The 26,111-nt window shown below is 68.1% G+C and carries 22 protein-coding genes; 9 read left to right on the forward strand and 13 right to left on the reverse strand.

Going from position 1 to position 26,111, the window contains the following annotated elements:
* Both nosZ and QNJ30_26380 read right to left on the reverse strand, forming a co-directional pair.
* Positions 1–1,810 (reverse strand): TAT-dependent nitrous-oxide reductase (gene nosZ / locus QNJ30_26375; protein ID MDJ0946992.1); only part of this gene is annotated, 1,810 nt, incomplete at its 3' end.
* A 49-nt stretch (positions 1,811–1,859) separates the two neighbouring features.
* Positions 1,860–4,127: a 4Fe-4S binding protein gene (locus QNJ30_26380; GenBank protein ID MDJ0946993.1), complete on the reverse strand. Its 2,268-nt coding sequence runs from the start codon at positions 4,125–4,127 to the stop codon at positions 1,860–1,862.
* Positions 4,128–4,275: 148 nt separating this feature from the next.
* Between QNJ30_26380 and QNJ30_26385 the strand changes: the two genes are divergently transcribed.
* Entirely contained in the window at positions 4,276–5,202 is a 927-nt protein-coding gene (locus QNJ30_26385) for a hypothetical protein (GenBank protein ID MDJ0946994.1), read from the forward strand.
* Positions 5,203–5,222: 20 nt separating this feature from the next.
* Here the strand turns inward: QNJ30_26385 and QNJ30_26390 are convergent, their stop codons facing one another.
* The 8 genes from QNJ30_26390 to QNJ30_26425 form a co-directional block, all read right to left on the reverse strand.
* Positions 5,223–5,729 carry a hypothetical protein gene (locus QNJ30_26390; protein ID MDJ0946995.1) on the reverse strand — a complete coding sequence of 169 codons (507 nt, stop codon included), beginning with the start codon at positions 5,727–5,729 and terminating at the stop codon, positions 5,223–5,225.
* A gap of 393 nt (positions 5,730–6,122) precedes the next feature.
* A complete protein-coding gene (locus QNJ30_26395; GenBank protein ID MDJ0946996.1) occupies positions 6,123–7,217 on the reverse strand; it encodes an ABC transporter ATP-binding protein in 1,095 nt (364 codons plus the stop codon).
* 28 nt (positions 7,218–7,245) lie between these two features.
* A complete protein-coding gene (locus QNJ30_26400; protein MDJ0946997.1) occupies positions 7,246–8,124 on the reverse strand; it encodes a carbohydrate ABC transporter permease in 879 nt (292 codons plus the stop codon).
* Positions 8,125–8,134: 10 nt separating this feature from the next.
* Positions 8,135–9,127 (reverse strand): sugar ABC transporter permease, encoded by a 993-nt coding sequence (locus QNJ30_26405; protein MDJ0946998.1) that lies wholly within the window; start codon positions 9,125–9,127, stop codon positions 8,135–8,137.
* A gap of 83 nt (positions 9,128–9,210) precedes the next feature.
* Positions 9,211–10,737, reverse strand: coding sequence for an extracellular solute-binding protein (locus QNJ30_26410; protein ID MDJ0946999.1), 1,527 nt, complete (start codon positions 10,735–10,737; stop codon positions 9,211–9,213).
* A 117-nt stretch (positions 10,738–10,854) separates the two neighbouring features.
* Positions 10,855–11,976, reverse strand: a complete 1,122-nt coding sequence (locus QNJ30_26415) for an acetoin dehydrogenase dihydrolipoyllysine-residue acetyltransferase subunit (GenBank protein MDJ0947000.1) — start codon at positions 11,974–11,976, stop codon at positions 10,855–10,857.
* Complete coding sequence (locus QNJ30_26420; GenBank protein MDJ0947001.1) at positions 11,973–12,986, reverse strand: alpha-ketoacid dehydrogenase subunit beta; 1,014 nt, start codon at positions 12,984–12,986, stop codon at positions 11,973–11,975. Before QNJ30_26420 ends, QNJ30_26415 begins: the two co-directional genes overlap by 4 nt.
* 18 nt (positions 12,987–13,004) lie before the next feature.
* The gene (locus tag QNJ30_26425; GenBank protein MDJ0947002.1) at positions 13,005–13,973 is read right to left on the reverse strand and encodes a thiamine pyrophosphate-dependent dehydrogenase E1 component subunit alpha; all 969 of its coding nucleotides are present in this window, start codon (positions 13,971–13,973) and stop codon (positions 13,005–13,007) included.
* 481 nt (positions 13,974–14,454) lie between these two features.
* Here QNJ30_26425 and QNJ30_26430 point away from each other — a divergent pair, with 481 nt between their 5' ends.
* From QNJ30_26430 to QNJ30_26445, 4 genes are read left to right on the forward strand one after another with little or no spacing between them, the layout of a single operon-like run.
* A complete protein-coding gene (locus QNJ30_26430; GenBank protein MDJ0947003.1) occupies positions 14,455–15,405 on the forward strand; it encodes an ABC transporter ATP-binding protein in 951 nt (316 codons plus the stop codon).
* Between the two features lie 3 nt (positions 15,406–15,408).
* Positions 15,409–16,143 (forward strand): ABC transporter permease subunit, encoded by a 735-nt coding sequence (locus tag QNJ30_26435; protein ID MDJ0947004.1) that lies wholly within the window; start codon positions 15,409–15,411, stop codon positions 16,141–16,143.
* A gap of 7 nt (positions 16,144–16,150) precedes the next feature.
* Positions 16,151–18,088, forward strand: coding sequence for a Gldg family protein (locus QNJ30_26440; protein ID MDJ0947005.1), 1,938 nt, complete (start codon positions 16,151–16,153; stop codon positions 18,086–18,088).
* Positions 18,085–19,146, forward strand: coding sequence for a DUF4340 domain-containing protein (locus tag QNJ30_26445; GenBank protein MDJ0947006.1), 1,062 nt, complete (start codon positions 18,085–18,087; stop codon positions 19,144–19,146). The genes QNJ30_26440 and QNJ30_26445 overlap by 4 nt, the downstream gene beginning before the upstream one ends.
* A gap of 128 nt (positions 19,147–19,274) precedes the next feature.
* Here QNJ30_26445 and pncA read toward each other — a convergent pair whose 3' ends face one another.
* A complete protein-coding gene (gene pncA / locus QNJ30_26450; GenBank protein ID MDJ0947007.1) occupies positions 19,275–19,913 on the reverse strand; it encodes a bifunctional nicotinamidase/pyrazinamidase in 639 nt (212 codons plus the stop codon).
* A 320-nt stretch (positions 19,914–20,233) separates the two neighbouring features.
* Between pncA and QNJ30_26455 the strand changes: the two genes are divergently transcribed.
* Both QNJ30_26455 and QNJ30_26460 read left to right on the forward strand, forming a co-directional pair.
* A complete protein-coding gene (locus QNJ30_26455) occupies positions 20,234–20,740 on the forward strand; it encodes a sigma-70 family RNA polymerase sigma factor (GenBank protein MDJ0947008.1) in 507 nt (168 codons plus the stop codon).
* Complete coding sequence (locus tag QNJ30_26460) at positions 20,737–21,531, forward strand: anti-sigma factor (protein ID MDJ0947009.1); 795 nt, start codon at positions 20,737–20,739, stop codon at positions 21,529–21,531. Before QNJ30_26455 ends, QNJ30_26460 begins: the two co-directional genes overlap by 4 nt.
* 123 nt (positions 21,532–21,654) lie before the next feature.
* Here QNJ30_26460 and QNJ30_26465 read toward each other — a convergent pair whose 3' ends face one another.
* On the reverse strand, positions 21,655–22,524 hold the full coding sequence (locus QNJ30_26465) for an NAD(P)-dependent oxidoreductase (protein MDJ0947010.1): 870 nt from the start codon (positions 22,522–22,524) through the stop codon (positions 21,655–21,657).
* Between the two features lie 158 nt (positions 22,525–22,682).
* Between QNJ30_26465 and QNJ30_26470 the strand changes: the two genes are divergently transcribed.
* Both QNJ30_26470 and QNJ30_26475 read left to right on the forward strand, forming a co-directional pair.
* A complete protein-coding gene (locus tag QNJ30_26470; GenBank protein ID MDJ0947011.1) occupies positions 22,683–24,419 on the forward strand; it encodes an adenylate/guanylate cyclase domain-containing protein in 1,737 nt (578 codons plus the stop codon).
* Positions 24,420–24,685: 266 nt separating this feature from the next.
* Complete coding sequence (locus tag QNJ30_26475; GenBank protein MDJ0947012.1) at positions 24,686–25,606, forward strand: complex I NDUFA9 subunit family protein; 921 nt, start codon at positions 24,686–24,688, stop codon at positions 25,604–25,606.
* 63 nt (positions 25,607–25,669) lie between these two features.
* Here QNJ30_26475 and QNJ30_26480 read toward each other — a convergent pair whose 3' ends face one another.
* Positions 25,670–26,092, reverse strand: coding sequence for a hypothetical protein (locus tag QNJ30_26480; protein MDJ0947013.1), 423 nt, complete (start codon positions 26,090–26,092; stop codon positions 25,670–25,672).
* Positions 26,093–26,111 lie beyond the last annotated feature (19 nt).

Below are 26,111 nucleotides of genomic sequence, written 5' to 3' on the forward strand. Positions count from 1 at the left end.
TCGCCTGCGGGCCGATCTCGAAGGCGACGCCGTAGTTGGCCAGGGTGAAGCCGTGGGTCAGGTCGTCGACGTCGTCGATGTTGGTGATGACGATCGTGACCTCGTCGCCCTGCTTGACCGTGAACTTCTCCAGGCTAAAGTTCGGCGCGACGGAGTGCATGTAGACCCGGACCTTGTCCTCCGCCTTGCGCACCACGTCAGCGGCGTCCTCCAGCTCGATGCCGTCCTCCTGGGCCCAGTTGCGCGCCTCCTCCCACATCGGGTCGTTGCGCTCCCAGACCGGCAGGGGATTGACGACATCGGCACGCACGATAATGCAGTCGTGCGGCTCGGCGAAGGTCGGCCCGTCGTGGACCACCTTCATCTCGTCGCCCGAGATGTCGATCAGCTGCTCGTTCTCGGGCTTCAACGGACCGACGTTGAGGAAGCGGTCCTTGGAGAACTTGTTCAGCGACACCAGCCACTTGCCGTCGGACTCCTTGGTCTCGCCCATGGAGCTGTGGTTGTGGCCGGGCTGGTACTGGACGTCGACCTTCTGGAGGATCGGGTCGACCGATTCGCCGTTGAAGGCCTGAATCGCCTTCTCCATGCTCCACTTGGCCACCTGGCTGTCCAGAAACAGGGTGGTGTAGCAGTTGCCCTTGTCGTCGAAGGCGGTGTGCAGCGGGCCGAGGCCTAGTTCCGGCTCGGCGACGATGCAGCCGCGCGGCTCGATCTTGTCGTCGAAGACATCGGGCAGCTTGGTCACGTCGATGACCGAGACCGTCGGCGAGAGCTTGCCGTTGATCACGACGTGCCGGCCGTCCGGGGCGGTGTTGCAGCCGTGCGGGCTGTTGGAGATCGGGATGTAGCGGGTGAAGGCCGAGCCCTTGCGGCCGTCGAGGACCGGCACGCCACTGATCTCCTCGGCCTCGCCATTGGCGACCGCGGCCTCGATGCGCTTGATGTCGAAGACCACCGCCCAGTCCTGCTCGTTGGCGGTCATCTCGGCCAGGGTGACGCCTTCCTCGCTGTTGTAGCAGGTCGAGAAGGCATAGAGGCCCTGGTAGTCGGCGTCGCAGTTGTCGAGGTTGCCGTCGACGATGACCTGCCAGGCGACCTCCATGCTGTCGCCGTCGAGCGCGGTGAAGACCGAGGCGTACTTCTCCGGGTCGTCGAGGATCTGCCCGTCGTTGGGAATCGGGATCCGATGCTCGCCGTTCGCGAAGATGTAGCCCGTGCGCGGGAACTTCTGCGGCCGCATGCCGTGGATGTCGGCGGCGTTGGGGATCTCGACGATCTTGTCGCACTTCATCACGTCGCAACGGATCCGGGCGACCCGGGTGTTGGCCTTGTCGTTGATGAAGAGATAGCGCCCGTCGTAGGTCCCGTCGGTGAAGGACATGTGCGGATGGTGGGCGTCGCCGTTGTGCCAGACCCCGCCGTGCGCGGCCAGGTATTCCCTGGTCTCGGGCAGCAGACCCTCGGTCAGGACCTTCAGGCTCTCGTTGGTCTGGCCCCAGCCTGTTGCCGAGCAGCGGTTGAAGACCGGGATCCGCATCAGCTCGCGCATCGAGGGGATCCCCAGGATGCGCACCTCGCCGGTCTGGCCGCTGCTCCAGAAGCCGTAGTACTCGTCCAGGTCGCCGGGTCCGACATGGGCCTCGGCCGCCTTCGCGGCTTTGGGCGCAAAGGCGCCGCCGCCCACGAGACCGCCGACACCGGCCGCCGCCGCCGCACCGCCCAGGCCGGCGAGGGTGGCGGCCTTCGCGGTTCCGCCGAGCAGGCCCCGTCGTGAGACCCCTTGCGCTTCCTTTTTCTGCTCCGTCATCTCTCTGCTCCTCTTCTTCGGCTTCCGCCGCTCAGATGGTTTCGGTCGTTCAACCCGGCATGAAGTCCGCCAGGGTCTTCGACGCTTCGGCCGCCACGGGCTTTGGCGTCGACAGGCTCTTCGAGGCCAAGGCCTCGCGGCGCTCGCGCTTGAGCCGCCGCTGGATCATCACCGGACAACGCTGGTCGTCCTGGTAGAGGGTCTGGCAGTGCAGGCAGTAGAGGCATTCGTTGGGATTGATCTGTCCCTCCGGGTGGATCGCCTGCACCATGCAGTCGTTGGCGCAACGCTGGCAGGGCGCGCCGCACTCGCGGTAGCGCTTCAGCCACTCGAACATCCGGATCCGGCCCGGGATGGCGAGGGCCGCGCCCAGCGGGCAAAGGTAGCGGCAGTAGAAACGCTCGATGAAAAGGCCGACGACCAGCAGGGCGACGGCGAAAAGGACGTAGGGCCAGCCGCGCTGGAACTTGAGCACGATCGCGGTCTTGAAGGGCTCGACCTCGGCCAGTTGCTCGGCCCAGGCCAGGGAGTGGAAGGAGACCCCGAAGAGCGCCAGGAAGATCATGTACTTGAGCGGCCAGAGGCGCTCGTGCAGCCACCACGGCACGCTGACCTGCGGAATCCGGACCAGCTTGGCGGCACGGTTCAGCAGTTCCTGCAAGGCGCCGAAAGGGCAGAACCAGCCGCAGAAGGGACCGCGCCCCCAGAACAGCAGCCCCATCGCAACCGCGCACCAGAGGATGAAGATCAGGGGCTCCATCAGGAAATAGTCCCAGCTGAAGTCCGTAATCAGCGCGTTGGAGAAGGTCATGACGTTGACGACGGAAAGCTGGGCGTTGGCGTAGAAGCCGAGACCGAAGAGCGTGAACACCAGGGTTCCGATCCGCAGGCCTTCGGTGAGCCGCGGCCGTCTCGCCACCCAGTTCTGCCAGAAGAACAGGACGGTCACGGCCGTCAACGCGACCGTCAGCACGACGATCTCGACGATCTTCTGGCGCCAGAGCCGCTGCCAGAGGGGACCCCCGGCCAGCCCCGGCGTCGCGGCTTCAGGCCCCTCTTCCGAAGTCTCCGCCGCGCCGGCGGGCTCCGCCTTGAAATACTTGTCGGGCGGGGTGTAGCTGAGGTCGAAGGTCAGGAAGGCCTTCTTCGTCGGTCCCGTGGCGCGCTGCACCAGAAGCTCGAGCCGCCAGGGCGCGGCCGGGTCGAAATTCATGTCCGCCGGAATCCGGAAGAGGTCGACCTCCTTGAGCTTCGGCGCGCCGGCCGCGGCGACTCTGCGCAGCCGCTTGTGCGTGCGGTCGCGGAAGCGGATCGAGCGGTCGCCCTGAATCACCTGGAAGCGGTCGAAGATCCCGCCGCGCACGTAGCCGGAGCCCTTGAAGGAATAGAGCCCCTGGGCGGCCAGCAGAATCGCCTGCTCGCCCGGCTTCAGGCGTTTCTGAAGGTTGGCGTACTCGGCCGCGCCGAGCAGGCTGCGGCCGATGCTCGGGATCGAGACCAGGGCGGCGAAGAGCTCGATGTAGGTCGCCTCGGGCCGGCCGTCTTCCGGGCGCTGCGCGGCCGCCAGGTCGCCCGACTGCTCGAAGGCCTGGTTGACGTCGCCGACCGTGAGCAGCAGGCGCCGCACGGAACCGTCGCCGGTCAGGCCGGTCCAGTCCTCGGCCCCGGTCACGCTCTCGTCGATGACCCGGCGCGGTCCCTCTGCGGTTTCGGCCAGCGGCTTCAAGCCACCCAAGCCATGGCGGCGCGACACCTTGATCGCGGCACGCAGGATGCTGTCGTCGATCACCATCACGGTGACGGTGGCGCCGCTCACGATATCGACCCGGTGATCGGAGGCCCCACGGACGAATGCGCCGACATCGAGGCCGACATAGCCCTCGATCACCGCCGTGATCTTCCGCTCCGGAATGCCGATCAGGACGATCGGCTCGCTGTGCTCGACCAGCCGCGCCGCGCGGATCACGCCTTTTTGGTCGAGTGCCACCGCGACGTGGATCGGCTTGCCGGAGTAGCCGACCGCACCCACGAAATCCGAATTGAGAAACACATAGCCGAGGAGTTCGTCGCCCTTGTAGGCACGCAGGACCGGCGGAGTCTCTTCAGAGGGCTCGAAGCGATCCGCCGTGGGCAGGAGCGCCTTCAGGTCGGGTTGCTTGACCAGACGGCCGAGGTTTTCGGCCGCGAGCGCGCCAGGCGACAGGCAGAGCTGGACGACGAGCAACAGAACCAGCAGGCCCCAAAGGCAGGCAAACTGCGCCGGCGCTCTCCGGCTCTCGCGGTCCAGGTCTCCAGATTGCCGCTCGTCGCGCACCACCGTGCCCGTTCACTTGCTTGCCACATGAGGTCATCATCGGTGGCGTAAGGTCGCTCACGCGGCACCTGCCTGCCTTGACCAAGATCAATTTTGGCGGTCCCGGCGACGTGGTACGAAGACTGCCACTCTGGAAGAGGGGCGATCCTCCGTGCGCGGTCGTGGCGAAAGGTTTCTGGCCGAGCTGCCCGAGCCCCGCACGGCCGGGGAGGTGGCTGCGCTCGCCCGCGCCCTGGAGCGCGAGGCCGCACGGCGCTACCTGGCCTTCGCCGAAGACGCCCGCGGAATCGCCTCGCCCGAAGTCCCTTCCCTGCTCGGCCGGATTGCCGAGGACCATGCCGAAAGGGCCGGCCGGCTCAGCGGCGAGGAAACCGCTGCCGTGCGGTTACCCGAGGATTCCTGGCCGCAGCTCTTTGCAGAGGAGGAAACGGCCGTTTGCAATCGAGCGGGCCTGACACCTTACAAGGTGCTCGCCTTTGCCGTGGCCCTCGCCCAACGCTGCTTCGCGCTCTACAGCTACCTGGCGGCGGCGGCGCAAGATCCGGCCGCGCGCGCCGCTGCCGAGAGGCGTGCGGAGGAGGAGCTCCTGCGGGCCGCCGGTCTGCGCAGGGAACGCCGGCGTGCCTACCGGGTCGAGCGCCGAAGCCCGGCGGCCGAGCCCTATCCTCCGCCGGCTCTGGTCGAAACCCTGGCCGACCTGATCGCGGCGGCGCTGGTCGTCGAGGAAGCGCTCGCCCGTCACCTGGCCGAAGCGATGAAGGCGGACCCCCTCTTGTCTGCCAGTCTCGAGGCGACGCGACGGCAGGTCGAAACGCTGCAACGCGCGCGCGGCGGGGCCGGCGAGCCCGGCGGGGCACTGGCCGAGGCGCTGGCACGCCTCGCACAAGCCGGTCAGAAAGGCGACACCCCGGCCAAGGACAGAGCCGGCCTGCGACGCCACTTGCTCGCGGCGTGCGAAAGCGCCTTCACATTCTACGACGCCGTGGCCAGCGCCGCCGCCTCCGAGGCGGTTCTGCTGAAAGCCCAAGAGCTCTCGCAGGCCGCGCTCGAGCGCGTGAAGCGGCTGGCTACGGCCTAGAGCGAATTTTGTTGCCGGGGTCAGGCCGCGCCGGGGATCGGGAGGTAGCAGTTGCGGGCCAGGGTGCGAAGCAGGACGCCGTAGCCGAGGCCAACCAGCGCCATGACGCCCAGGGCCGGCAGGAAGCCGACCGAGGCCGAGGTCAGGCCGACCAGGCCGCCGGCGATCAGGGAGATCACAAGGGAGACCGGCAGGAAGACGTAGGTGCCGGGCAGGGCCTCGCCCTCGAAGGGCAGGGCACGCATGGAGTCGTCGACCGCCTGGTCGAAGTCCTTGCCGGAGAAGGCCTGGAACATGGCCTCGGCGAGGCCGTTCCAGACGTGGGTCGAGGCCGCGGCGTACCAGCTCGACATCCCGACGGCGAGGCAGAGCGGCAGCATCACCAGGCCGACGAGCTGCGCGAAGGCCGAGCCGGGAGCCAGGATCTTGGCCAGGACCACGCCCACGCCCATGCCGCCGAGCAGCAGGATTCCCAGAAGCAGCCAGAGCCCGACCGGCCCCAGTCTGCTGCCCTTGTTGTGCGGCATGAGTGCGCTCCCCCGCGTCCCTCGAAAACCAGGGGAGGATTAGGGCACCGAATCTGCAAATATATCGCTAATGGCCCAAGGCGGCGGCCCGGCTCGATCGCCGGGGCCCGAGCGCAGGGCAAGCTGAGCGCACGTCCCGACCGGATGCCTTTGCGTCTGGCTAGCGCACTTCCCGATCAGACGCGTTCGCGTCTGGCCGGGAGTAGTGCGCCAATACCTTGAAGTTCGGGCATTACATCCGACCAGATGGATCGCAGAGCGATTCCATCTGATCGGATAATGCCCTAGGTGTAGTGCGCTAACACTTTGAGATCAGGGCGTTGCACCAAGGAGCCTTGATACTGACCCATTTAATGGCGCGCGAAGCAATTCCGTCTGATCGGATACAACGCCCTAGAAGTAGGCCTGGCCGTCCTCGCGCGAGAAGGTGTGCCAGCGGCGGGTATCGAAGGTCAGGAAGCAGCGCTCGCCGATGGCCCCCTGGAAGTCCGGGGTGGTCTTGACCTGGACCCGGGTGTCGCCGAGCTCGACCTCGACCAGCATGTCGCTGCCCAGGAGCTCGGTCACGAAGATGCTGGCCTCGACGGCGCCCTCGGCCGCCGGGTTCATGGAGATTCCGACATCGTCCGGGCGGATTCCCATCCGCAGACCGGCGGAGTCCGCTGCGCCGCCCAGAAGGCGCCCCTGCTCGGCGGTGAGCGGCAGCGCGAAGCCGTTGTGGCGCAGCGCCAAGCGGTCGGCGGAACGCTCCAGCACGCAGTCCAGGAAGTTCATCGGCGGCTCGCCGACGAAGCTGGCGACCCATTCGTTGATCGGATGGTTGTAGATCTCCGAAGGCGTGCCGAGCTGCTGCAAGACGCCTTCGTGCATGACCGCGATGCGGTCGCCCATTGAGAGGGCTTCCAGCTGGTCGTGGGTGACGTAGATCGTCGTGGTGCCCAGGCTGCGCTGCATGTGCTTCAGCTCGCCGCGCATGTGGGCGCGCAGCTTGGCATCCAGATGGGCGATGGGCTCGTCGAAGAGGAAGAGCGCCGGCTCGCGGACGATGGCCCGGCCGATCGCGACCCGCTGCTTCTGCCCGCCGCTGAGCTGGGCCGGCTTGCGGTCCAGCAGGTGGTCGATCTCCAGCATGGCGGCGGCGCGGGTCACCTTGTCCTTGGTGGTTGTCGCGTCGACCCGGCGCAGGCGCAGCGGGTTGGCGATGTTGTCGAAGACGGTCTTGTGGGGGTAGAGCGCGTAGTTCTCGAAGACCATCGCGATGTCGCGGTCCTTGGGCGCCAGCTCGTTGACCCGCTGTTCGCCGAAGCGGATCTCGCCCGCGGTGATGTGCTCCAGGCCCGCCAGCATGCGCAGGGTAGAGGACTTGCCGCAGCCCGAGGGGCCGAGGACGCAAAGAAACTCGTTGTCCGGGCACTCCAGGCTCAGGTCGCGCACGGCGACGGTCCTGCCGTAGTACTTCCAGACGTTGCTGATGCTTACCGATGCCAAGGTTTCTCGTCCTCCCTCTTGCCGCCGGCTACTCCCGGACCGCGCCCATGGTCAGACCGGTCACCAGGTAGCGGCGGATCAGCAGGCCCAGGAACATCATCGGCAGGGTGGTCACCACCCCGGCCGCCATGATGCTGCCCCACTGGATGTTCTGCGGCTGCACCAGCTCGCGGGTCGCCACCGGCAGGGTCTTGGCGCCGCCGCTGCCGATGATCGAGGCGAAGAGGAAGTCGTTCCAGGCGAAGAGCACGCAGAGCACGACGAAAGCCCCGATGCCGGGCGCGACCAGCGGCAGGATCTCGCGAAAGGCCTGCAAACGGTTGCAGCCGTCGCAGAGCGCCGCCTCCTCGATGGCGTAGGGCACGTTGTCGAAGAAGCCCTTCAGAATCCAGATTGCGAAGGGCAGGTTGAAGGTCGTATAGGCCAGGATCAGGCCGGGCAGGGTGCCGACCAGGTCGACCGTCCGGAAGATCGCGTAGAGCGGCACCATCACGGCCACCACCGGCGCCATGCGGGTCGAGATGATCCAGAAGAAGAAGTCCTTCTTCCCCTTGAACTCGATCCTGGAAAGGCTGTAGGCGCACATCGAGCCGAAGACCACCGAGACCACGGCGGACCCCAGCGAGGCCACTAGGCTGTGTACCAGGTAGGTGCCGAAGTTCAGCTGCACGAAGAGGTTCAGGTAGTGCTTGAGGGTCGGCTCGAAGTCGAAGAACAGGGCGAGGCCCGACCAGTCCCCCGGCGGTGGAACCTGGAAGGCGGCCAGCAGGTCCTTGAAGGAGGACACGAACATCACGATCAGCGGCAGCACGGTCCAGACCAGGTAGGCCACGAGAAAGGCCACCGAGAGCAAGTGCAGCAGGCGCTTGGCCGGCGTGTGGTACTGGACGACGTCGCGTGAAGCCATGGCCCGCCCCTCAGCCTCCTTCACTCTTCCTGTCGGCCAGCTTCTGCGAAGGGTCCTGGAAGACCTTCACCAGGATTAGGCCGAGGAGGATGGTGACGACCAGCAGGGTGAAGGCGATGGCGGCGCCGCGGCCCAGCTTGAAGAACTGGAAGGAGACGTCGAAGAGGTAGGTCGGCAGGATCTTGGTCGCATTGGCTGGCCCGCCGCCGGTCAAGACGAGGACAGCATCGATGAAGCGGAAGTTGTCCATGAAGCGCAGCAGGATCGCGATCAGCAGGAAGGGATAGAGGTTGGGCAGCGTGATCGAGATGAAGTTGCGCAGCGCCCCGGCGCCGTCGACCATGTTGGCCTCCAGCTGGTCCTGGGGCACGCGTTTCAAGCCGGCCAGGGTGATCAGGGTGATCAGCGGCGTCCACTGCCAGACGTCGACCACCACGATGCCGATCATCGCGGTGTCCGGACTACCCAGGATCGAAGTCTCGCCCAGCAGGCCGACCGATTGGAAGAGCCAGTGGTACCAGCCGAAGGTGCCGTTGTAGAGGTAGTACCAGACCAGCCCGGCGATCACCGGCGCCATCATCATCGGCATCAGGAAGATCGTGACCAGGACCTTCTCGTAGCGCGCGTTGTTGAGGAGCACCGCCAACAGGACCCCGAGGCCGACCTCGAGCGCCAGGCACATGAAGCTGTACTTGGCCAGCAGGACCCAGCCCATCAGGTACTTCGAATCCCGGGTCAGGCGGATGTAGTTCTTGAAGTCGTTCCAGCGGTCGGCCTCGGCCCCCAGGCCGACCTTGTGCAGGCTCATGTAGATCAGCCAAAGAAAGGGATAGATCGTGATGCAGGCGAGGATCACGACCGCCGGGGCCATGAGATAGAAGTAGTAGCGCCGCGAGGGCGGCGGGTTGAGGGCCGGCGGATCGTAGTCGACCCGCCGCACCTGGAAGCTTTCCCCCTGGATGACCGCCGTCCCCGTGGCGGCCGCTGTATCCGGCCCTGGCATCGCCCTCCCCCAAGCTCGCAGCTCCTGCGCGCGGCTCCGGCCGCAACGCGACGGCCCGGGACCGAGGCCCCGGGCCCTTCTCCTCAGATGTCGTGAAGGTCGTCGAGCTGCTGCTTGATGGCCTCGCAGGCCTCCTTCGCGCCGGTTTGGCCGGAAACGCAGCGCTGGGTCTCGGTCGCGATGATGTTGTGGTACTCGTTGGCCTCCGGGATCTTGGGACCCAGCACGAAGTGCGGATCCTTGATCCCGTAATCGTAGACCGCATCGAAGGTCAGCGCGTTGGGCATGGCCGTCGGCCGCTGGCGGGCCTTCGCCACCTCGGGGATCTCCATCACCGACTTGCGGGTCGGCGTCCCGCCGACGCCCTTCAAGACCTCGAACTGGGTGTTCTTCGAGGTCGCCCAGATCGCGAAGATGTAGGCGGCCCGCTGCAAATCCTCGGAAGCGTTGCCATTGATGCCGATGCCGCCGATGCCGCAGTTGCAGCCGTTGACCGCTTGGCCGTCGCCGGCGATCCACTCCGGCTCGCCGGCCGGGCAGGGTCCATAGGCCGTCTTGCCGCCCGCCGCGACCGACGTCGAATCGTCCTCGACCGAGGCCGCGAACTCGTGGTACTGCACCTGCATCGCGATCTGCCCGGCCTGGTAGACGGTGTTCAGTTCCAGGGTGCCGTTGGCGAGGTTGTCCGGATGGCAGACCTCGGCCTGCTCGCGGAACTTCTCCATGACCAGGATCGATTGCTGGTCGCCCCAATTGGCCGGTCCCGGCTCCTTGCTGCCCAGCTTGTCGTCGACCTCGAAGTCGATCCAGCGGCCGTGCGAGAACAGCATGCGCTGAATGTCGAGTTGGGTCGTCCAGGCGAAGGAGCCGTGGTGCTGGGCATAGCCGTAGGGGACGTCCGCCCCGCCGTCGCGCAGCTTCTTGAAGAACTCCGCGAAGTCGCGGACGTTCTTCCAGGTGGTGCCGCTGGTGAACTCCAGCCGGTAGCCGTAGTCCGCCTCAAAGTCCTTGCTGTGCTTCTCGTAGAGGTCCTGCCGGTAGAAGGTGCAGGCCACCGCGCAGTCATAGGGAAAGGCGACCAGGCGGTCGCGCGTGTAGTAGACGCCGCAGGCGTCGCGGTAGTTCTCGAACCAGACGTCCTCGCCGTAGCCCTCCGGATCCTGCGGCAGGGTCTCGTCGCCCAGCATCGGGGTCAGGTCGGCGTAGAAGTCGGCAAAGGGCGAGCCGATCGGCTTGTCCTGCACGTAGTTCAGGTGGAAATCGGCCTGGCCGCCGCGCAGGTCGATGCCGACTTTCTGCTGCACCACCGGCAGGTCGTCGGTCAGGATCTCGACCTCGATCCCGGTCAGGTTGACGAACTCCTCTAGATTGTCGCGGATGGCGAAGGAGGGCGGCGTGTTCTCGGACATGAAGACCAGCTTGGAGCCCGCGTACTGCTTCCACTTGGCGTCGTCGGAGGACGCCGCGTAGACCGGCGTCCGCGAGATCACCGAGTTGAGGCCGACGGCGATGGAGCCGGCGCCGAGCGCCGTCGCCACCCCCCCACCGAGCTCGAGAAACTTCCGCCGGCTGACTCGCTTGTAGATCGCGTTCCTGGGCACAAAAAACATGGACGAATTCCTCCCCGTTTGTGGTCCTCCGGAGGGCTGAGATCCGTCCGGTAGGACGCAAGCTTCCGACGCCGCCGTTTTCGGCGGTCGTTTTGTCCGTTGTTTGCTCTTGTTCCCCTAAGCCGACAGAAACTCCCCGATCAGGCGGTTGACCTCGCCGGCCGCCTCCATCTGGGGCATGTGGCCGACCCCCTCGAGCAGGTGCACCCGGACCTTGTCCGGCAGGTCGGCGGCGTGGGAGGCCGGGACGATCCGGTCCTCGGCCCCCCAAATCACCTGCAGAGGCACCGCGAGCTCGGCCAGCCGCGGGCTGAGCACGCCGGCCTGACGGCCCTCCGGAAAGACCGCATCGGCGATCGCCCGCAGGGCCGTGGTGACGCCGTCCAGGCGCTTGTACTTCAAGAGGTCGTTGACCATGTCGCGGCTGACCAGCTCCGGATCGGCGAAGAGCATCCCCAGCAGGCTCTTCATCTCCTTGCGCCGCTCGGCCGCGATGAAGCCCTCGACGTAGTCGGCGTTGACTTCCGGGCCGAAGCCGGCCGGCGCGATCAGGGTCAGGCTGGCGACCAGGGCCGGACGGGCCAGCGCGAGCTGCAGGGCGATGGCCCCGCCCAGGGAATGGCCGACCAGGTGGGCGTCCTCGATCCCGGCGGCGGCCATGAAGCCGGCCAGCGTCTCGGCTAGAGCCTCCAGGCTGGCCTTGTCGGCATCCTTGCCCGACTTGCCGTGGCCGGGCAGGTCGAGGGCGTAGACGCCGTGGCTCTCGGCCAGGCTCGGCATGTTGAAGAGCCAGTTGTTGATGTCGCCGCCGAAGCCGTGGACCAGGACCAGGGGTGTGCCCTCGGCCTCGCCCAGCCGCAGGTAGGCCAGCGGTTGGCCGGCGACCTCGATCACCTGGGTCTCCGGCGCCGCCGCCGCGGCCTCCTTGGCCTGGACCTCGAAGCTCTCCTCGAAGCGGGCGACGAAGGCGTCGATCGCGCCGTCCTCGACCGCGGAATCGGCGACCACGCCCAGGAGGGCGCCGACCGGCACGGTCTCGCCCGCGGCGACGATCTGCCGCCGCAGGAGCCCGCCCACCGGCGCCTCGAAGACGTTGGTGATCTTGGTCGTCTCGATGTCGAGCAGGTCGTCGCCCGCGGCGACCTCGCTGCCCGGCTCGACATGCCAGGCGACCACCATGCCCTCCTCCATCGCGAGGCCCCACTTGGGCATGGTGATGGCCTGGATGTCCCCGCTCATGCCTGATGGCCCGCGACGTCGCGCACCGCCGCTTCGATCTTTTCCGGCGTCGGGATGTAGAGGTCCTCGAGCTCAGGCGCGAAGGGCACCGGGGTGTGCGGCGGCGTGACCTTGCGGATCGGCGCCTTGAGGGCGTCGAAGACGTTCTCCGCCGCGAGCGCGGCGATGTCGGTCGCCAGGTTGCAGCGCGGGTTGGACTCGTCGACCACCACCAGGCGGCCGGTCTCCTCGACGCTCTCGAGGATCGAGTCCTCGTCCAGCGGCGAGGTGGTCCGCGGATCGATCACCGTGCAGCCGATGCCCTCGCCCTCGAGCTTGTCGGCGACACCATTGGCGAAGCCGACCATGCGGCCAATCGCCACGATGGTGACGTCGTCGCCCTCGCGGGTGATGTTGGCCTCGCCGAAGGGGATGGTGTAGGGCTCGTCCGGCACCTCCTCCTCGTCGTCGTACATGACCTTGTGCTCGAAGAAGACCACCGGGTCGTCGTCGCGGATCGACTGGATCATCAGGCCCTTGGCCTCGTAGGGCGACGACGGGATCACCACCTTGAGGCCCGGTGTGTGGGTGAAGATCGGATAGAGGCACTGGCTGTGCTGGCTGGCCGCGCGGAAGCCGGCGCCGAACATGGTGCGCACCACCATCGGGGTCACCGCCTTGCCGCCGAACATGTAGCGGAACTTGCCGGCCTGGTTGAAGATCTGGTCGAAGCAGACCCCCATGAAGTCCACGAACATCAGCTCCGCGACCGGCCGCAGGCCGGTGGCCGCCGCGCCGGCGGCGGCGCCGATGAAGGCGCTCTCGCTGATCGGCGTGTCGAGCACGCGCTCGCGCCCGAACTCGGGCATCAGGCCCTTGGTCACGCCGAGCACGCCGCCCCAGGCGTCGTCCTCGCCCGGCGCGCCCATGCCGCCGGCGTTGTCCTCGCCCATCACCACCACGGTGGGATCGCGGCGCATCTCCTGTGCCAGGGCCTCGTTGATCGCCTGACGGAATGATTTCTTGGCCATCTCGTTTCCCTCCCGCGCTCAGTATTTCACGTAGACGTCGGTCAGCAGGTCGGCTTCGGTCGGTGCCGGGGCCGCCACGGAGTCCGCGACCGCCTTGTCGATCAGCGCCTTGGCCTCGGCCTCGATCTCGTCGAGCTGGGCCGGCTCCAGGAGGCCGGTCTCGGTCACCCGCTGCCGGAAGGCCTTGAGGCAGTCGATGCTGTCGCGCAGCTTCTCGACCTCGCCCTCGCCGCGGTAGGTCTGGGCGTCGCCTTCGAAGTGGCCGTAGTAGCGGTTCAGCTCCACGTGGATCAGGCTCGGCCCGCCGCCGTCGCGCGCCCGCGAGATCGCCTCGCCCGCCGCCTCGTAGACCGCGAAAAAGTCGTGGCCGTCGACCTGGACCCCCGGCATGCCGAAGGCCTCGGCGCGCTGCACCTGGCTGCCGCCGACCGACCAGACCGCGGCGGTGGATTCGGCATAGCCGTTGTCCTCGACCACGAAGACCGCCGGCAGGTTCCAGACCTTCGCCAGGTTGTAGGACTCCAGGGTGGTGCCCTGGTTGGAGCCGCCGTCGCCGACGAAGCAGACCGCGACGCCGCCGGTCTTGAGCGTCTTGGCGGTCAGCGCAGCGCCGCAGATCAGGGGCGGGCCGCCGCCGACGATGCCGTTGGCGCCCATCATGCCCTTGGAGAGGTCGGCGATGTGCATGGAGCCGCCCTTGCCGCCGCAGAGGCCGTCCTTGCGCCCGTAGATCTCCTTCATCATCGCGATGGGGTCGCAGCCCTTGGCGATGCAGTGGCCGTGGCCGCGGTGGGTGGATCCGATGCAGTCCTTGTCGTCCAGGTGCATGCAGACCCCGACGCCGGAGGCCTCTTCCCCGGCATAGAGGTGAACGAACCCGGGAATGCCGCCGCCGGCAAACTCGGTGTGCACGCGTTCCTCGAACTCCCGGATCGTGCACATCTGGGTATAGGCTTTGACGAGGTCGTCCCTGCTTATCTGCAGCATGGTGTGATTGCCTCCCTTCGGCTCTGTATCGGCCCTGCCTGGGCACCCCTAGTCTCGCCGGCAGCCGCGCCTGCGCAGAGGCTGCCGCACTTCGCCGCCGCCGCGAGATGCGGCCAGCGGCGAGATCCGCACCTTCGAAACGGGCGCGGTGTCGACTTTTCCCGAGCCTTCGGGCCGATCCGGCCGGCACCAGCCGGTCCGTCGTCACCCTGTTAGGAGGCGATCATTCTGCGACTCGTCGCTGCAAACCGCAAGGGAACCGAGGTGAGTATTCCGTGACCCCGCAGCGGCCGGCCGCGCCGGCCCTGCGCCCCGGCAGCCGCGCCATCCCTGCGGGGCCGGCAAGGGGCTTTTCAACGGCGCGGAGGTTGCTTATATAGCCCCGCGCAGCGGCTTCCCCGCGAAGCCGGGAGCTCGAATCCTCGCAACCAGGCAACGCCGTCACGATCGTTTTTCAGAGAACGCTTGAGACAGCGACGCGATGAACAAAGACCAGCTGCTCGAACTCCGGAACCTGACCAAGCGCTTCGGCCGCCTGACCGCGGTCGACGACATGACCTTTGCCGTCACGCGCGGCGAGGTGCTCGGCTTCCTCGGGCCGAACGGCTCCGGCAAGACCACGACCATGCGGATGGTCACCGGCTTCCTGCCGCCGACCTCGGGCAGCGCCGTGGTCTGCGGTCACGAGGTGACCCGCGAAGCGATCGAGGTGAAGCGCCGGGTCGGCTACCTGCCCGAGGGCGCGCCGCTCTACGGCGACATGACCCCGATGGAACTGCTCGACTTCGTGGCCCGGATCCGCGGCTTCGCCGGTCCGGAGAAGGCCCGACGGATCGACAAGGCGGTCGCCAGCCTGATGCTGGAAGAGGTCGCGCACCGGCCGATCGACACCCTGTCCAAGGGCTTCAAGCGTCGGGTCGGCATCGCCCAGGCGATCCTCCACGACCCGGAGGTCCTGATCCTCGACGAGCCGACCGACGGCCTGGACCCGAACCAGAAGCACGAGGTGCGCAGCCTGCTGAATGAGCTGGCCGGCGACAAGGCGATCGTGATCTCGACCCACATCCTGGAGGAGATCGAGGCGCTCTGCACACGGGCCATCGTCATCGCCCGGGGCCGCCTGGTCGCCGACGAGACGCCGGAGGCCCTGCTCGCCCGCTCGGCCTACAACGGCGCGGTGCGGGTCCGGATCGGCGCCGAGCAGATGGCCGACACCGTCTCGGTGCTGAGCAGCGCAAAGCTGCGCTTCATCGACAGGAGCGCGCTCAACGGCCGGGCCAACCTGGTGGTTCAGTTCGAGGACGTCGACGCGCGCGACCTGGAGGCGGTGGTGACCAACGCCCTGGCCGACGGCAACATCGGCGCCGCCGAGATCCAGCGCGAGCGCGGCCGGCTCGACGACGTCTTCCGCAGCCTGACCGCGGAGCGCTGAGCCATGGCCGGCACACTGGCGATCCTGAGGCGCGAGCTGGCCGGCTACTTCACCAGCCCGCTGGCCTATGTCTTCATCACCATCTTCCTGATGCTGTCCGGCGCGCTGACCTTCTACCTCGGCGGCTTCTTTCAGCGCGGCCAGGCCGACCTCCAGGCCTTCTTCCTGTTCCACCCCTGGCTTTACCTCTTCCTGATCCCGGCGGTGGCGATGCGGCTCTGGGCCGAGGAGCGCAAGACCGGGACCATCGAGTTCCTGATGACCCTGCCGGTCTCCACCGCCCAGGCCGTGGCCGGCAAGTTCCTCGCCGCCTGGGCCTTCGCCGGCATCGCCCTCTCGCTGACCTTCCCGATCTGGATCACGGTCAACGTCCTGGGCAGCCCGGACAACGGGGTGATCCTGGCGACCTACCTGGGCAGCTGGCTGATGGCCGGGTCTTACCTGGCGATCGGCGCCTGCCTCTCGGCGGTGACCCGCAACCAGGTCATCGCCTTCGTGCTCGCCGCCGCGGTCTGCTTCGTCTTCAACCTGGCCGGGATCGAGCTGGTGCAGAACTTCCTGCGCGCCTGGACCCCCGGCTTCTTCGCCGACGCCGTCGGGTCCTTCTCCTTCCTGTCGAACTACCAGGCGATCTCACAGGGCGTGATCGACCTGCGCCACCTGCTGTTCTTCGGCTCGCTGATCGGCATCGCGCTGCTGATCAACGCCCTGGTGGTCGACCTGCGCAAGGGGGTCTGAGGCGACCATGAGCAAAGGCCTGACCTCGGCGACCCGTAACCGCCTGGCCCTCGCCGCCATCCTGCTGGCGATGGTGCTCTTCGTCGCCTTCAACATCCTGACCAAGACGACCCTGACCCAGACCCGGCTCGACCTGACCGAGCAGCGCCTCTTCACCCTGTCGGAGGGCACCCGCAAGGTCCTGGCCGAGATCGACGAGCCCCTGACCCTGCGCTTCTACCTCTCCAAGGCGCTGGTCGAGACCAACCCCTACTACGGCAACCACGCCCGTCGGGTCGAGGAGCTGCTGCGCGAGTACGAGCGCCTGGCCGGCGGCGGCATCCGCCTGCAGGTCTTCGACCCGGAGCCCTTTTCGCCCGAGGAGGACCAGGCGGTCGCCGAGGGCCTGCAGGGCGCCGCCCTGGCCGCAGGGGGCAGCGTCGTCTACTTCGGCCTGACCGGCTTCAACGCGACCGACGACAGCGACGCGATCCCCTTCTTCCAGCCGGAGCGCGCCGCCTTTCTGGAGTACGACCTGACCCGCCTGGTCCACAACCTGGCCAATCCGGACAAGCCCAGGGTCGCCGTGCTCGGCGCCCTGCCGCTGCGCGGCAACCCCCTGACCGGCTTCCGGCCCTGGCTGGCGACCTCCTCCCTGGAGCAGTTCTTCGAGCTCTCCTTCCTCGAGGCGTCGGGCGAGGCCCTGGAGATCGACGACGAGGTCGAGGTCCTGCTCCTCGCCCAGCCCGAGGGGCTGCCGCAGGGCGCGCTCTACGCCATCGACCAGTTCGTCCTCAGGGGCGGCCGGGTCCTGGCGCTGATCGACCCCTGGTCCGAGGCCCTGGCGGAGATCAACCAGCGCAGCGGCGGCTACGTCAGCACCGGCGCGGCCGAGATGGCGCCCCTGCTGGCCGCCTGGGGCCTGGAGATCGATCCCGAGACCATCGTCGGCGACCGGCTCTCGGCCCGTAAGGTGGCGGCGCGGGTGCGCGGCCGCCAGGTGGTGACCGAGTACGTGCCTTGGCTGTCGCTCGGCGCCGAGCGCCTGGCGGGCGCGGACACGGTCACCGCCGAGCTCCAGGTGGTCAACCTCAACGCCGCCGGCGCGATCGCCGCCCGCGAGGGCGCCACCACGACCCTGGAGCCGCTGATCACCTCGAGCGAGCAGAGCCTGCCGATCGAGGTCTCCGAGATTCAGGTCGCCCCCGATCCGGTCGCCCTGCTGGCCAAGTTCCTGGGCCCGGGCGAGCCCAAGGTGCTGGCGGCCCGGGTCACCGGCGCGGTCGAGACCGCCTTCCCCGACGGCCCGCCCGAGGCCCTGCTGGAGACGGCCGAGGACGCCGAGGCGCTCAAGCAGGCGCACCTTTCCGAGTCCGAGGGCGCGGCGAACCTCATCGTGATCGCCGATTCCGACCTGCTGGTCGACAGCGTCTGGTCGCGGGCCGACAACCTCTTCGGCCAGCAGCTGGCCCTGCCGATCGCCAACAACGTCGACCTGGTGGTCAACGCGCTCGACAACCTCAGCGGCAGCGAAGGGCTGATCAGCCTGCGCGGCCGGGCCCTGGTCGACCGGCCGCTGACCCTGATCCAGGACATCCAGCGCGACGCCGAGCTGGAGTACCGCCAGCAGGAGCAGGCCATCGTCGAACGCATCGAGAAGGCCGAGGAGGAGATCGCCCGCCTGCAGCAGGAAGAGCAGGCGACCGGGATCCTGCAGAGCGCCGAGGCCGACCAGGCCCTGGCCAAGCTGCGCAGCGACCTGATCCAGGCCCGGCGCGAGCTGCGCGACGTCCAGCGCGCCCTGCGCCGGGACATCGGCGAGGTCGAGGCCTGGGTCAAGGGCGTCAACATCTGGGGCATGCCGCTGGTGACCGTGGTCATCGCCGCCGGCGTGCTCTGGCTGCGCCGCCGCCGGGCGGCGCGCTCGGCCCGGAGCGGCGCAGCACGAGCGGAGGCGACCGCATGAGCCCGCGGAACTTCGTCATCCTGGCGGTCGTCACCCTGGCCACCGTGGCTGGCGCGGTCTACGCCCTGCGTGAGCAGCCGGTCACGCGCCAGGCCCTGCAGCCGGAGGAGCCGGTTTTCCCGCTGCTGCAGGAGCGGCTCAACGACGCCGCCAAGCTTGAGGTGATCACGGCCGAGGGCCCGGTGGTCCTGGCCCGCGAGGGCGAGGGACCCTGGACCCTGCCGAGCAAGCAGGGCTATCCGGCGCGCGAGGAGGGCGTGCGCGAGGTCATCCTGGCCCTGCGGGCGCTGAAGGTCGCCGAGCCCAAGACCCGCAAGCCCGAGGGTTTCGTTCGGCTCCAGGTCGAGGACGTCGAGGGCGAGGGCGCCAAGTCGCGCCTAGTCCGGGTCAGCGCCGCCGACGGCGCGGTCCTGGCCGAGGCCCTGCTCGGCAAGCAGCGCCCGGGCGCCCTGGGCGACGCCAGCGGCGGCATCTACTACCGCACGCCCGGTGGCGCGCAGGCCTGGCTGGCCGCCGGGACGATCGAGCTGCCCGAGGGCGAGCGCGCCTGGCTGCAGACCGACGTGGTCCACATCGCCGCCAACACGGTCGCCGGCATCGAGGTGGCGCACGCCGACGGTAGCGTCTTCACCGCGACCCGTGCCGCCGAGGACAAGGACTTCGAGCTCGCCGACCTGCCGGAAGGCCGCAAATCGGCGGCCAGCAAGACCGCGCAGCTCGGTGCCGCCCTGGCCTTCGTCAGCTTCGACGAGGTCGCGCCGGCCGCGGAGATCGACTTCGTCGCCGCGCCCAACCGCAGCACGGTGACCACCTTCGACGGCGTGACGGTCACGGTCGAGCTGGGCGAGGCCGAGGGCGAGCTCTGGGCCAAGCTCACCGCCGCCCTGGCCGAGGACGCTCCGGCGGAGGAGGAGGCCCGCGCCGCCGCCGAGGAACGGGTGTCCGAGATCACCGCCCGGACCGAGGGCTGGGCCTACCGCCTGGCCGACCGCGTCGTGAAACGCCTCCTACCCAAGGTCGAGGAGTACCTCGAGGCCGAGCCCGAGCCCGCGTCCTAAGGGAAGACCCCTCACCCTCCCAGCGCTTTGCGCCGGGCCTCTCCCTCTCCCCCGGGGAGAGGGTTGTGGAGGCTTGGCGAAGCCGCAAGCCGAGCCTTAGCCGGAGCTGGGTGAGGGGAAACGGACCCTCAAACGATCTCCGCCGCCGTCACCGTGACCACGCCCGCCTCAGCCATCTTGGCGCGGGCGGCCGCCAGCGAGCCTTCCAAGTCGATGGCCCGGCAGGCGTCCTCGATCAGCACTGTCTCGAAGCCGAGGCGCCGGGCGTCCAGGGCCGAGAACTGGACGCAGAAGTCGGTCGCCAGGCCGCAGAGGAAGACCCGGCCCAGCCCGCGCTCCCGCAGGTAGCCGCCCAGCCCGGTCGGCGTGGTCTGGTCGTTCTCGAAGAAGGCGGAGTAGGAATCGATGGCGGGCCGGAAGCCCTTGCGCAGGACCAGTTCCGCCTGGGGCAGGGCCAGTTCGGCGTGGAAGGCAGCGCCCGGCGTGCCCTGGACGCAGTGGTCGGGCCAGAGCACCTGGGAGCCGTAATCCAGCTCCGTCGTCTCGAAGGGCTGGCGGCCGGGGTGGCTGGAGGCAAAGGAGCGGTGCCCGGCCGGGTGCCAGTCCTGGGTCAGGACCACGTGGCCGAAGCGCCCGGCCAGGCCGTTGATCACCGGCACCACGGCCTCGCCCTCCGGCACCGCCAGGGCGCCGCCGCTACAGAAGTCGTTCTGCACGTCGATCACCAGCAGCAGGTCGTCGTTCTCGGGGCTGATGCGCTCGGTCATTGTCGGGGTCCTTCTCCCTGCTGCCTCGACCGGGGCCACGAGAGCCGTCCGGCCCCGACAGGCTGCCACAGCCGGCCGCGCGATGCAGCCCTCGCGCTTCGGATCCCCGAGAAGCGGTTCCTCGCCGGCCTCGGTACGGACGGCCCTCTGAATCTGTTGCATAAATGCCACCCGCCTCGACCTCGGAGGGGGCGATGGGATGGAACTCCATCCATCCGGTGTTCGTCGGTCAAGGGTGGTCGAACTCGGGCTGAAGCAAGCCGACCGGACGCACAGATTTAACATTTGTGATCCTTTTGGCATCCGGGCAGGCTTGGGGAATGGACGATTTGGCAACGATGATCGCAGCCGAGATCCCGGCCCTCCGGCGTTACGCACGCGCCCTGCTGCGCGATGCCGAACGGGCCGACGATCTGGTTCAGGACTGCCTGCTGCGCGCCTGGTCGCGGCGCCACCTCTGGCGCCAGCCGGGCAACCTCAGGGCCTGGCTCTTCACCATCCTGCACAACCTCTACGCCAACCAGATGCGCAGCCTGTCGCGCCAGCCGCGCTTCGCGCCCTCGGAGGCGGCCGAGCACCTCGGACAGAACGCCCGCCAGGGCGACCAGCTGGAGACCTCCGAGGTCCTGGACGCGATGGACAACCTCAACGACGACCAGCGCGAGGCGATCCTGCTGGTCGGGGTCGAGGGCCTGCGCTACGAGGAGGCCGCCGCCGTCCTGGGCGTGCCGGTCGGGACCGTGATGTCGCGCCTGTCCCGCGGGAGGGAACGCCTGCGCGAGCTGACCGACCGGGGCAACGTGCCGCCGATCCGGAGGGTCAAATGAGCACCGACCCGAAGCTGGTGACCCTGGACGACCTGCAGGCCTACGTCGACGAGGAGCTGACGCCGGAGCGCCGGGCCGAGGTCGAGACCCATCTGGCCCAGAGCCCCGACGACGCCGAGCGGGTCAGCGCCTATCGCCGGCAGAACCGGGCCCTGCGCGCGGCCCTGGCCGGGATCGGCAACGAGGCGGTGCCGGCCGCCATGCTCGCGGTCCTGCAGGATCGCCCACCGGCGCGCGAGATCACCTGGCTGCCGCGGGTCGCTGCGGCCGTCCTCTTCCTGGCGATCGGCGGCGCGATCGGCGGTGCCCTGGGCTGGGGCTACGACAAGCTGCCCTTCCTCGCCGTCGAGGAGAAGCGCTTCCTGCGCGAGGCCGTGGCCGCGCACCGGGTCTACGCGGTCGACCGGCGCCACGCCGTCGAGGTCGCGGCGATCGAGCGGGACTACCTTCAGAAATGGCTGACCCAGCGCCTGGGCGTGCCGATCATGGCCCCGGACCTCAGCGATGCCGGGCTGAACCTGCTGGGCGGACGCCTGATCTCGACCGTCAACGGCCCGGCGGCCCTGCTGGTCTACGAGACCGCCGAGGGCGAGCGGGTGACCTGCTACATCACCGCCGAGGCCAAGCGCCTGGCGCCCGGCAAGGTCTTCCTGGAGGACGAGGCCACGGTCTCCCTGGCCTGGCCGACCCGCAGCCTGGCCTACGCGGTCAGCGGCGCCGCCAGCCGCGAGCGCCTGGCCGAGATCGCCGGTGTCGTCAATCGCGAGCTCAAGCAGCTGGAAGACAGCTGACCCCTCACCCGCTCGCTACGCTCGCCGCCCTCTCCCAGCGGGAGAGGGCTGTGGAGGCTTGGTGAGGCTTCCAGCCGAGCCTTAGCCGGAGCTGGGTGAGGGGCTGACCCGGCCGCCCGCCGCTCAATCCTGCGCCAGCAGCTGGATCAGGCTGGAGGTGTCCCAGCGCCGGCCGCCGCGGGCCTGGACCTGGGCGTAGAACTGGTCGACCAGGGCGGTGACCGGCAGGCGGGCGCCGTTGCCCTTGGCCTCGGCCAGGGCGATGCCGAGGTCCTTGCGCATCCAGTCGACCGCGAAGCCGAAGTCGAACTTGCCGGCGCACATGGTCGCGGCGCGGTTGTCCATCTGCCAGGACTGGGCCGCGCCTTGGGAGATCACCTCGATGACCTTGTCCATGTCGAGCCCGGCCTTCCGGCCGAAGTTCATGCCCTCCGACAGGCCCTGCAGCAGGCCGGCGATGCAGACCTGGTTGACCATTTTGGTCAGCTGGCCGGCGCCGGCCGGGCCCATCAGGATGCAGGCCCGGGCAAAGCACTCGATCACCGGCGCGGCCTTGTCGAAGACCGCGGCCTCGCCGCCGCACATCACGGTCAGCGCGCCGTTCTCGGCCCCGGCCTGGCCGCCGGAGACCGGCGCGTCGATCACCCCGATCCCGCGCTCGGCGCCGAGCGCGCCCAGCTCCCGCGCGACCTCGGCCGAGGCCGTCGTGTGGTCGACGAAGACCGCGCCCCTCTCCATGCCGGCGAAGGCGCCGTCCTCGCCCAGGACCACGGCCCGCAGGTCGTCGTCGTTGCCGACGCAGGTGAAGACGACCTCGGCGCCCTCGGCGGCCTCGCGCGGCGTCGGTGCGAAGCTGCCGCCGTGGTCGACCGCCCAACGCTCGGCCTTGGCGGCGGTCCGGTTGTAGACCGTGACCTCGTGCCCGCCCGCCTTCAGGTGCCCGGCCATGGGATAGCCCATGACCCCAAGGCCGATAAACGCCGTCTTCGCCATGCCGTCTCTCCCGCGCTGCCCTAAGATGGTCCCGTTTCGGAGCGGCGCGATCCTAGCCGAGCACCCCCAGGGTCTCAACGGTGGCACCTCCCGATGCATCTCGACCGCTGCCGCATTCCGGTTCAAACTACTCGCAGACGAGCCCAGAGGGCCCAGAAATGGAGCGTCGTCTCGCCGCTATTCTCGCCGCCGACATCGCCAGCTACAGCCTGCTGGTCGGTCGAGACGAGGAGGGCACGTTCCGCGCCTACAAGGGTCACCTCAGCGCCCTGGAGCCGATCATCGGCTTCAACAGTGGGCGCCTCGTCAAGTCGACAGGCGATGGCTTCCTCGTGGAGTTCGCATCGGTCGTCGACGCAGTGGCCTGCGCCGCAGCCATGCAGCGCTGCATGGCAGAGCGTAACCAAGAACAGCCGAACGACCGACAACTGCAGTTTCGGATTGGCGTGCACACTGGTGACGTCATCGTCGACGGCGACGATATTCACGGCGACGATGTGAACATTGCCGTCCGGCTGGAGAGTATCGCGGAGCCCGGCGGCGTCGCTGTGTCAGAGCGAGTTTACGATGACGTCTTCAACAAGCTCGACCTCGAGTTCGAGAGCCTCGGTCCGCGTGAGCTGAAGAACATCGCCTGGCCGGTGCGAGTTTACGCCCTCGCCATCGAAACACCGAGGGACACGCGCCCCGCCCTCGCCCTCCCGGACAAGCCGTCGGTTGCCGTACTGCCCTTCGAGAATTTTTCAAGCGATGCCGAGCAGGAGTACTTCGCCGACGGCATCACCGAAGACATCATCATGGCGCTCTCCCACATCCCGTGGATCTTCGTGATCGCCCGCAACTCTTCGTTCTCTTACAAGGGCCTCGCAGCGGATGTGCGCAAGATCGGGCGCGAACTCGGTGTGCGCTACGTACTTGAAGGCAGTGTCCGGCGGGCGGGCGACCGCTTGCGGGTGACGGGACAGCTCATCGATGCCGGGACCGGTGTGCATATCTGGGCAGAGCGCTACGAAGGCCGCTTCGCCGACGTCTTCGATCTGCAGGATCGGGTCACGGAAGCTGTGGTCGGTGCGATCGCGCCGGAGATCCGTGCGGCGGAGATTGCCAGGGTTGCACGCAAACCCACTCGAAGGCTCGATGCCTACGATCACTATCTGAGAGCGCTGTCGGCGCTCAACCGCTCGCAGGTCGAGGAGGCACGACGTAGCCTCGACGCCGCCCTGGAGCATCAGCGCGATTACGCGAAAGCCAAGGCCTTGAGCGCTTGGTGTCTGACCACTGCCCCGCACCGTTCTGCGGACTTCGATCCGAAGGAGATCGCAGCGGCATTGCGATTGGCTCGCGAGGCCATCGAAATGGCCGATGAGGAACCTGAGGCTTGTGCCTACGCGGGCTATACCTTGGCGTTCTTTCGCGCCGACGTATCCGGTGGGCTTGCCATGGTCGAGCGAGCCCTTGATCGCTGCCCCAGCTTTGCCTGGGCCTGGGTCGCGAGCGCCATTCTGCACCTCTGTCAAGGGCGCTTCGAGACGGCGATCGAGCGCTGCGAGCGCGCTCTGCGCTTGAGCCCGCGAGACCCCATGGCATTTCGAGCGCAAATCTCACGCGCGTTCGCCAACCTTGAGTTGGGAAACTTCGGAGCGGCGCTCGATGCGGCGCGCCGAGTCTACGACCTGAACCAGAAGGCAACTGCGTCCTTGCGGTATCAGGCGGCCTCGCTGGCACATCTGGGCCGCCAGGAAGACGCTGAGCGCGTTGCGCGCCGACTGCTTGAGCTTTCTCCGGATCTCAGGCTTTCAAAAGTCATTGCAATGTATCGAGTCTACATCGAAGACCCTGAGCAGACGATCAAGAACCAGATCGAGGGACTGAGGATGGCCGGTCTGCCGGATTGATCGGCAGCTCCTGAGCACTTGTAGGCCAACAGACCCAATCCAAGCCGATGAATGCCGTCTTCGCCATGCCGCCTTTTTCCCGCGCGTGCGCGGACTTCCCGGATTCGTCGTGGCGCGATCCTCGCCGAGCACCCGGTCGGGCTCGACCGCGTACGCCGGGTCTCAATGGGAAGCGCAGCGCTGCTTCCGTCATCGCGTTGCGTCACCGGCTGCAGGCTTCAAGCCGCCAGCGAAGACGCATAGGATTGTGGATTGAAAGCGACGTCATGGCAGCGACCGGGCAACGCGCCTACGTGACCGTGTTCGGCGGCTCGGGTTTCCTCGGGCGCGAGATCGTCGCGCGGCTCCAGGCCGAGGGGATCACGGTTCGCGTTGCGGTCCGGCGTCCCGACCGTGTCGTGGTCGACCGGCAGGGGGATCGCGGCGGCGGCCTGCGGCAGGTCTACGCCGACCTGCGCGACGAGACCTCCGTGGCCCAGGCCGTCGAGGGATCCCAGGCGGTCGTCAACGCCGTCGGCCTCTACGTCGAGAAGGGCGCCGAGACCTTCGAGGCGGTCCACGAGCGCGGCGCGCTCACCGTAGCGCATCAGGCCGCAAACCTGGGCATCGAGCGCTTGATCCACGTCTCCGGCATCGGCGCGGACCTGGAGTCCGAATCGCGCTACGTCCGGGCGCGGGCCAGAGGCGAGCTGCTGGTCACGGAGGCCTTCGCGCGTGCCACGATTCTGCGCCCCAGCGTCCTCTTCGGGCCGGAGGACGGCTTCGTGAACGCCCTGGCAGGAATCGCCGCCCGCGCGCCGGTCTTGCCGCTCTTCGGGCGCGGCGATACCCGGCTGCAGCCGGTCTACGTCGGCGACGTCGCCGAGGCCGCGCGCCGCGCCCTGACTCATCCCGAAGCGCTGGGAAAGACCTACGAGCTCGGCGGCCCCGAGGTCTACAGCTACCGCGCACTCATCGAGCTCGTCCTGCGGCACACGGGGCGGCGGCGGCTTCTGCTGCCCCTTCCATTTCCGCTCTGGCAGGCCCTGGCGGGCCTGGCATCGCTGCTCCCCGCCCCGCCACTGACGCGCGCGCAGGTCGTCCTGATGAAACACGACAACGTGGTGGCCAAGGACGCCCTGGCGCTCGGAGACCTCGACGTCGAGGCCACCGCCCTCGAAAACGTCCTGCCGGACTATGCGTTTTGAGACCGGCCCGAAGCCAGGAGGCCTAGCGGCCCGCCGCCCGAAGCGGCATGCAACCGAAGGTCTTCAATCCCACCATGCGTAGATGACCTGCATCCCCTTCGGCACCGGGACGCTCTCGGCCGGTCCGAAGGAGGCGCCGCTCTCGATCTCGTCGGGTGCGTACTCATCGCCAATCCAGGACAAGACCTCGGCTTCGCTGCAGGAGGTGATGAAGTAGACGGTGTCGGAGAAGGGCCAGTCTTCTTCTCCGCCGTCGAATTGCGTGACGAGGATGCGCACATCGGCGACATCTTGCCGATCTCTGATCCCTTTCAGAATGCCGTAGACCTTGTCGGGCGTCGGGCCGTTGAGGAAATTGCACCAAATCGATGCGCCGTCATCGTTGCCCACGAAGAACTCCTCCAAGGTCACCAGAGGCAGGTTCTCGGTCTTTTCGTTCACATCACCGATGCGCGCCAGCAGCGCGTCTCGCCGGACTAAATCCATAGGTTGGTCTCCTCAGGCT

It is taken from the genome of Kiloniellales bacterium (assembly GCA_030066685.1).
In the GTDB taxonomy this organism is placed as follows: Bacteria; Pseudomonadota; Alphaproteobacteria; order Kiloniellales; family JAKSBE01; genus JAKSBE01.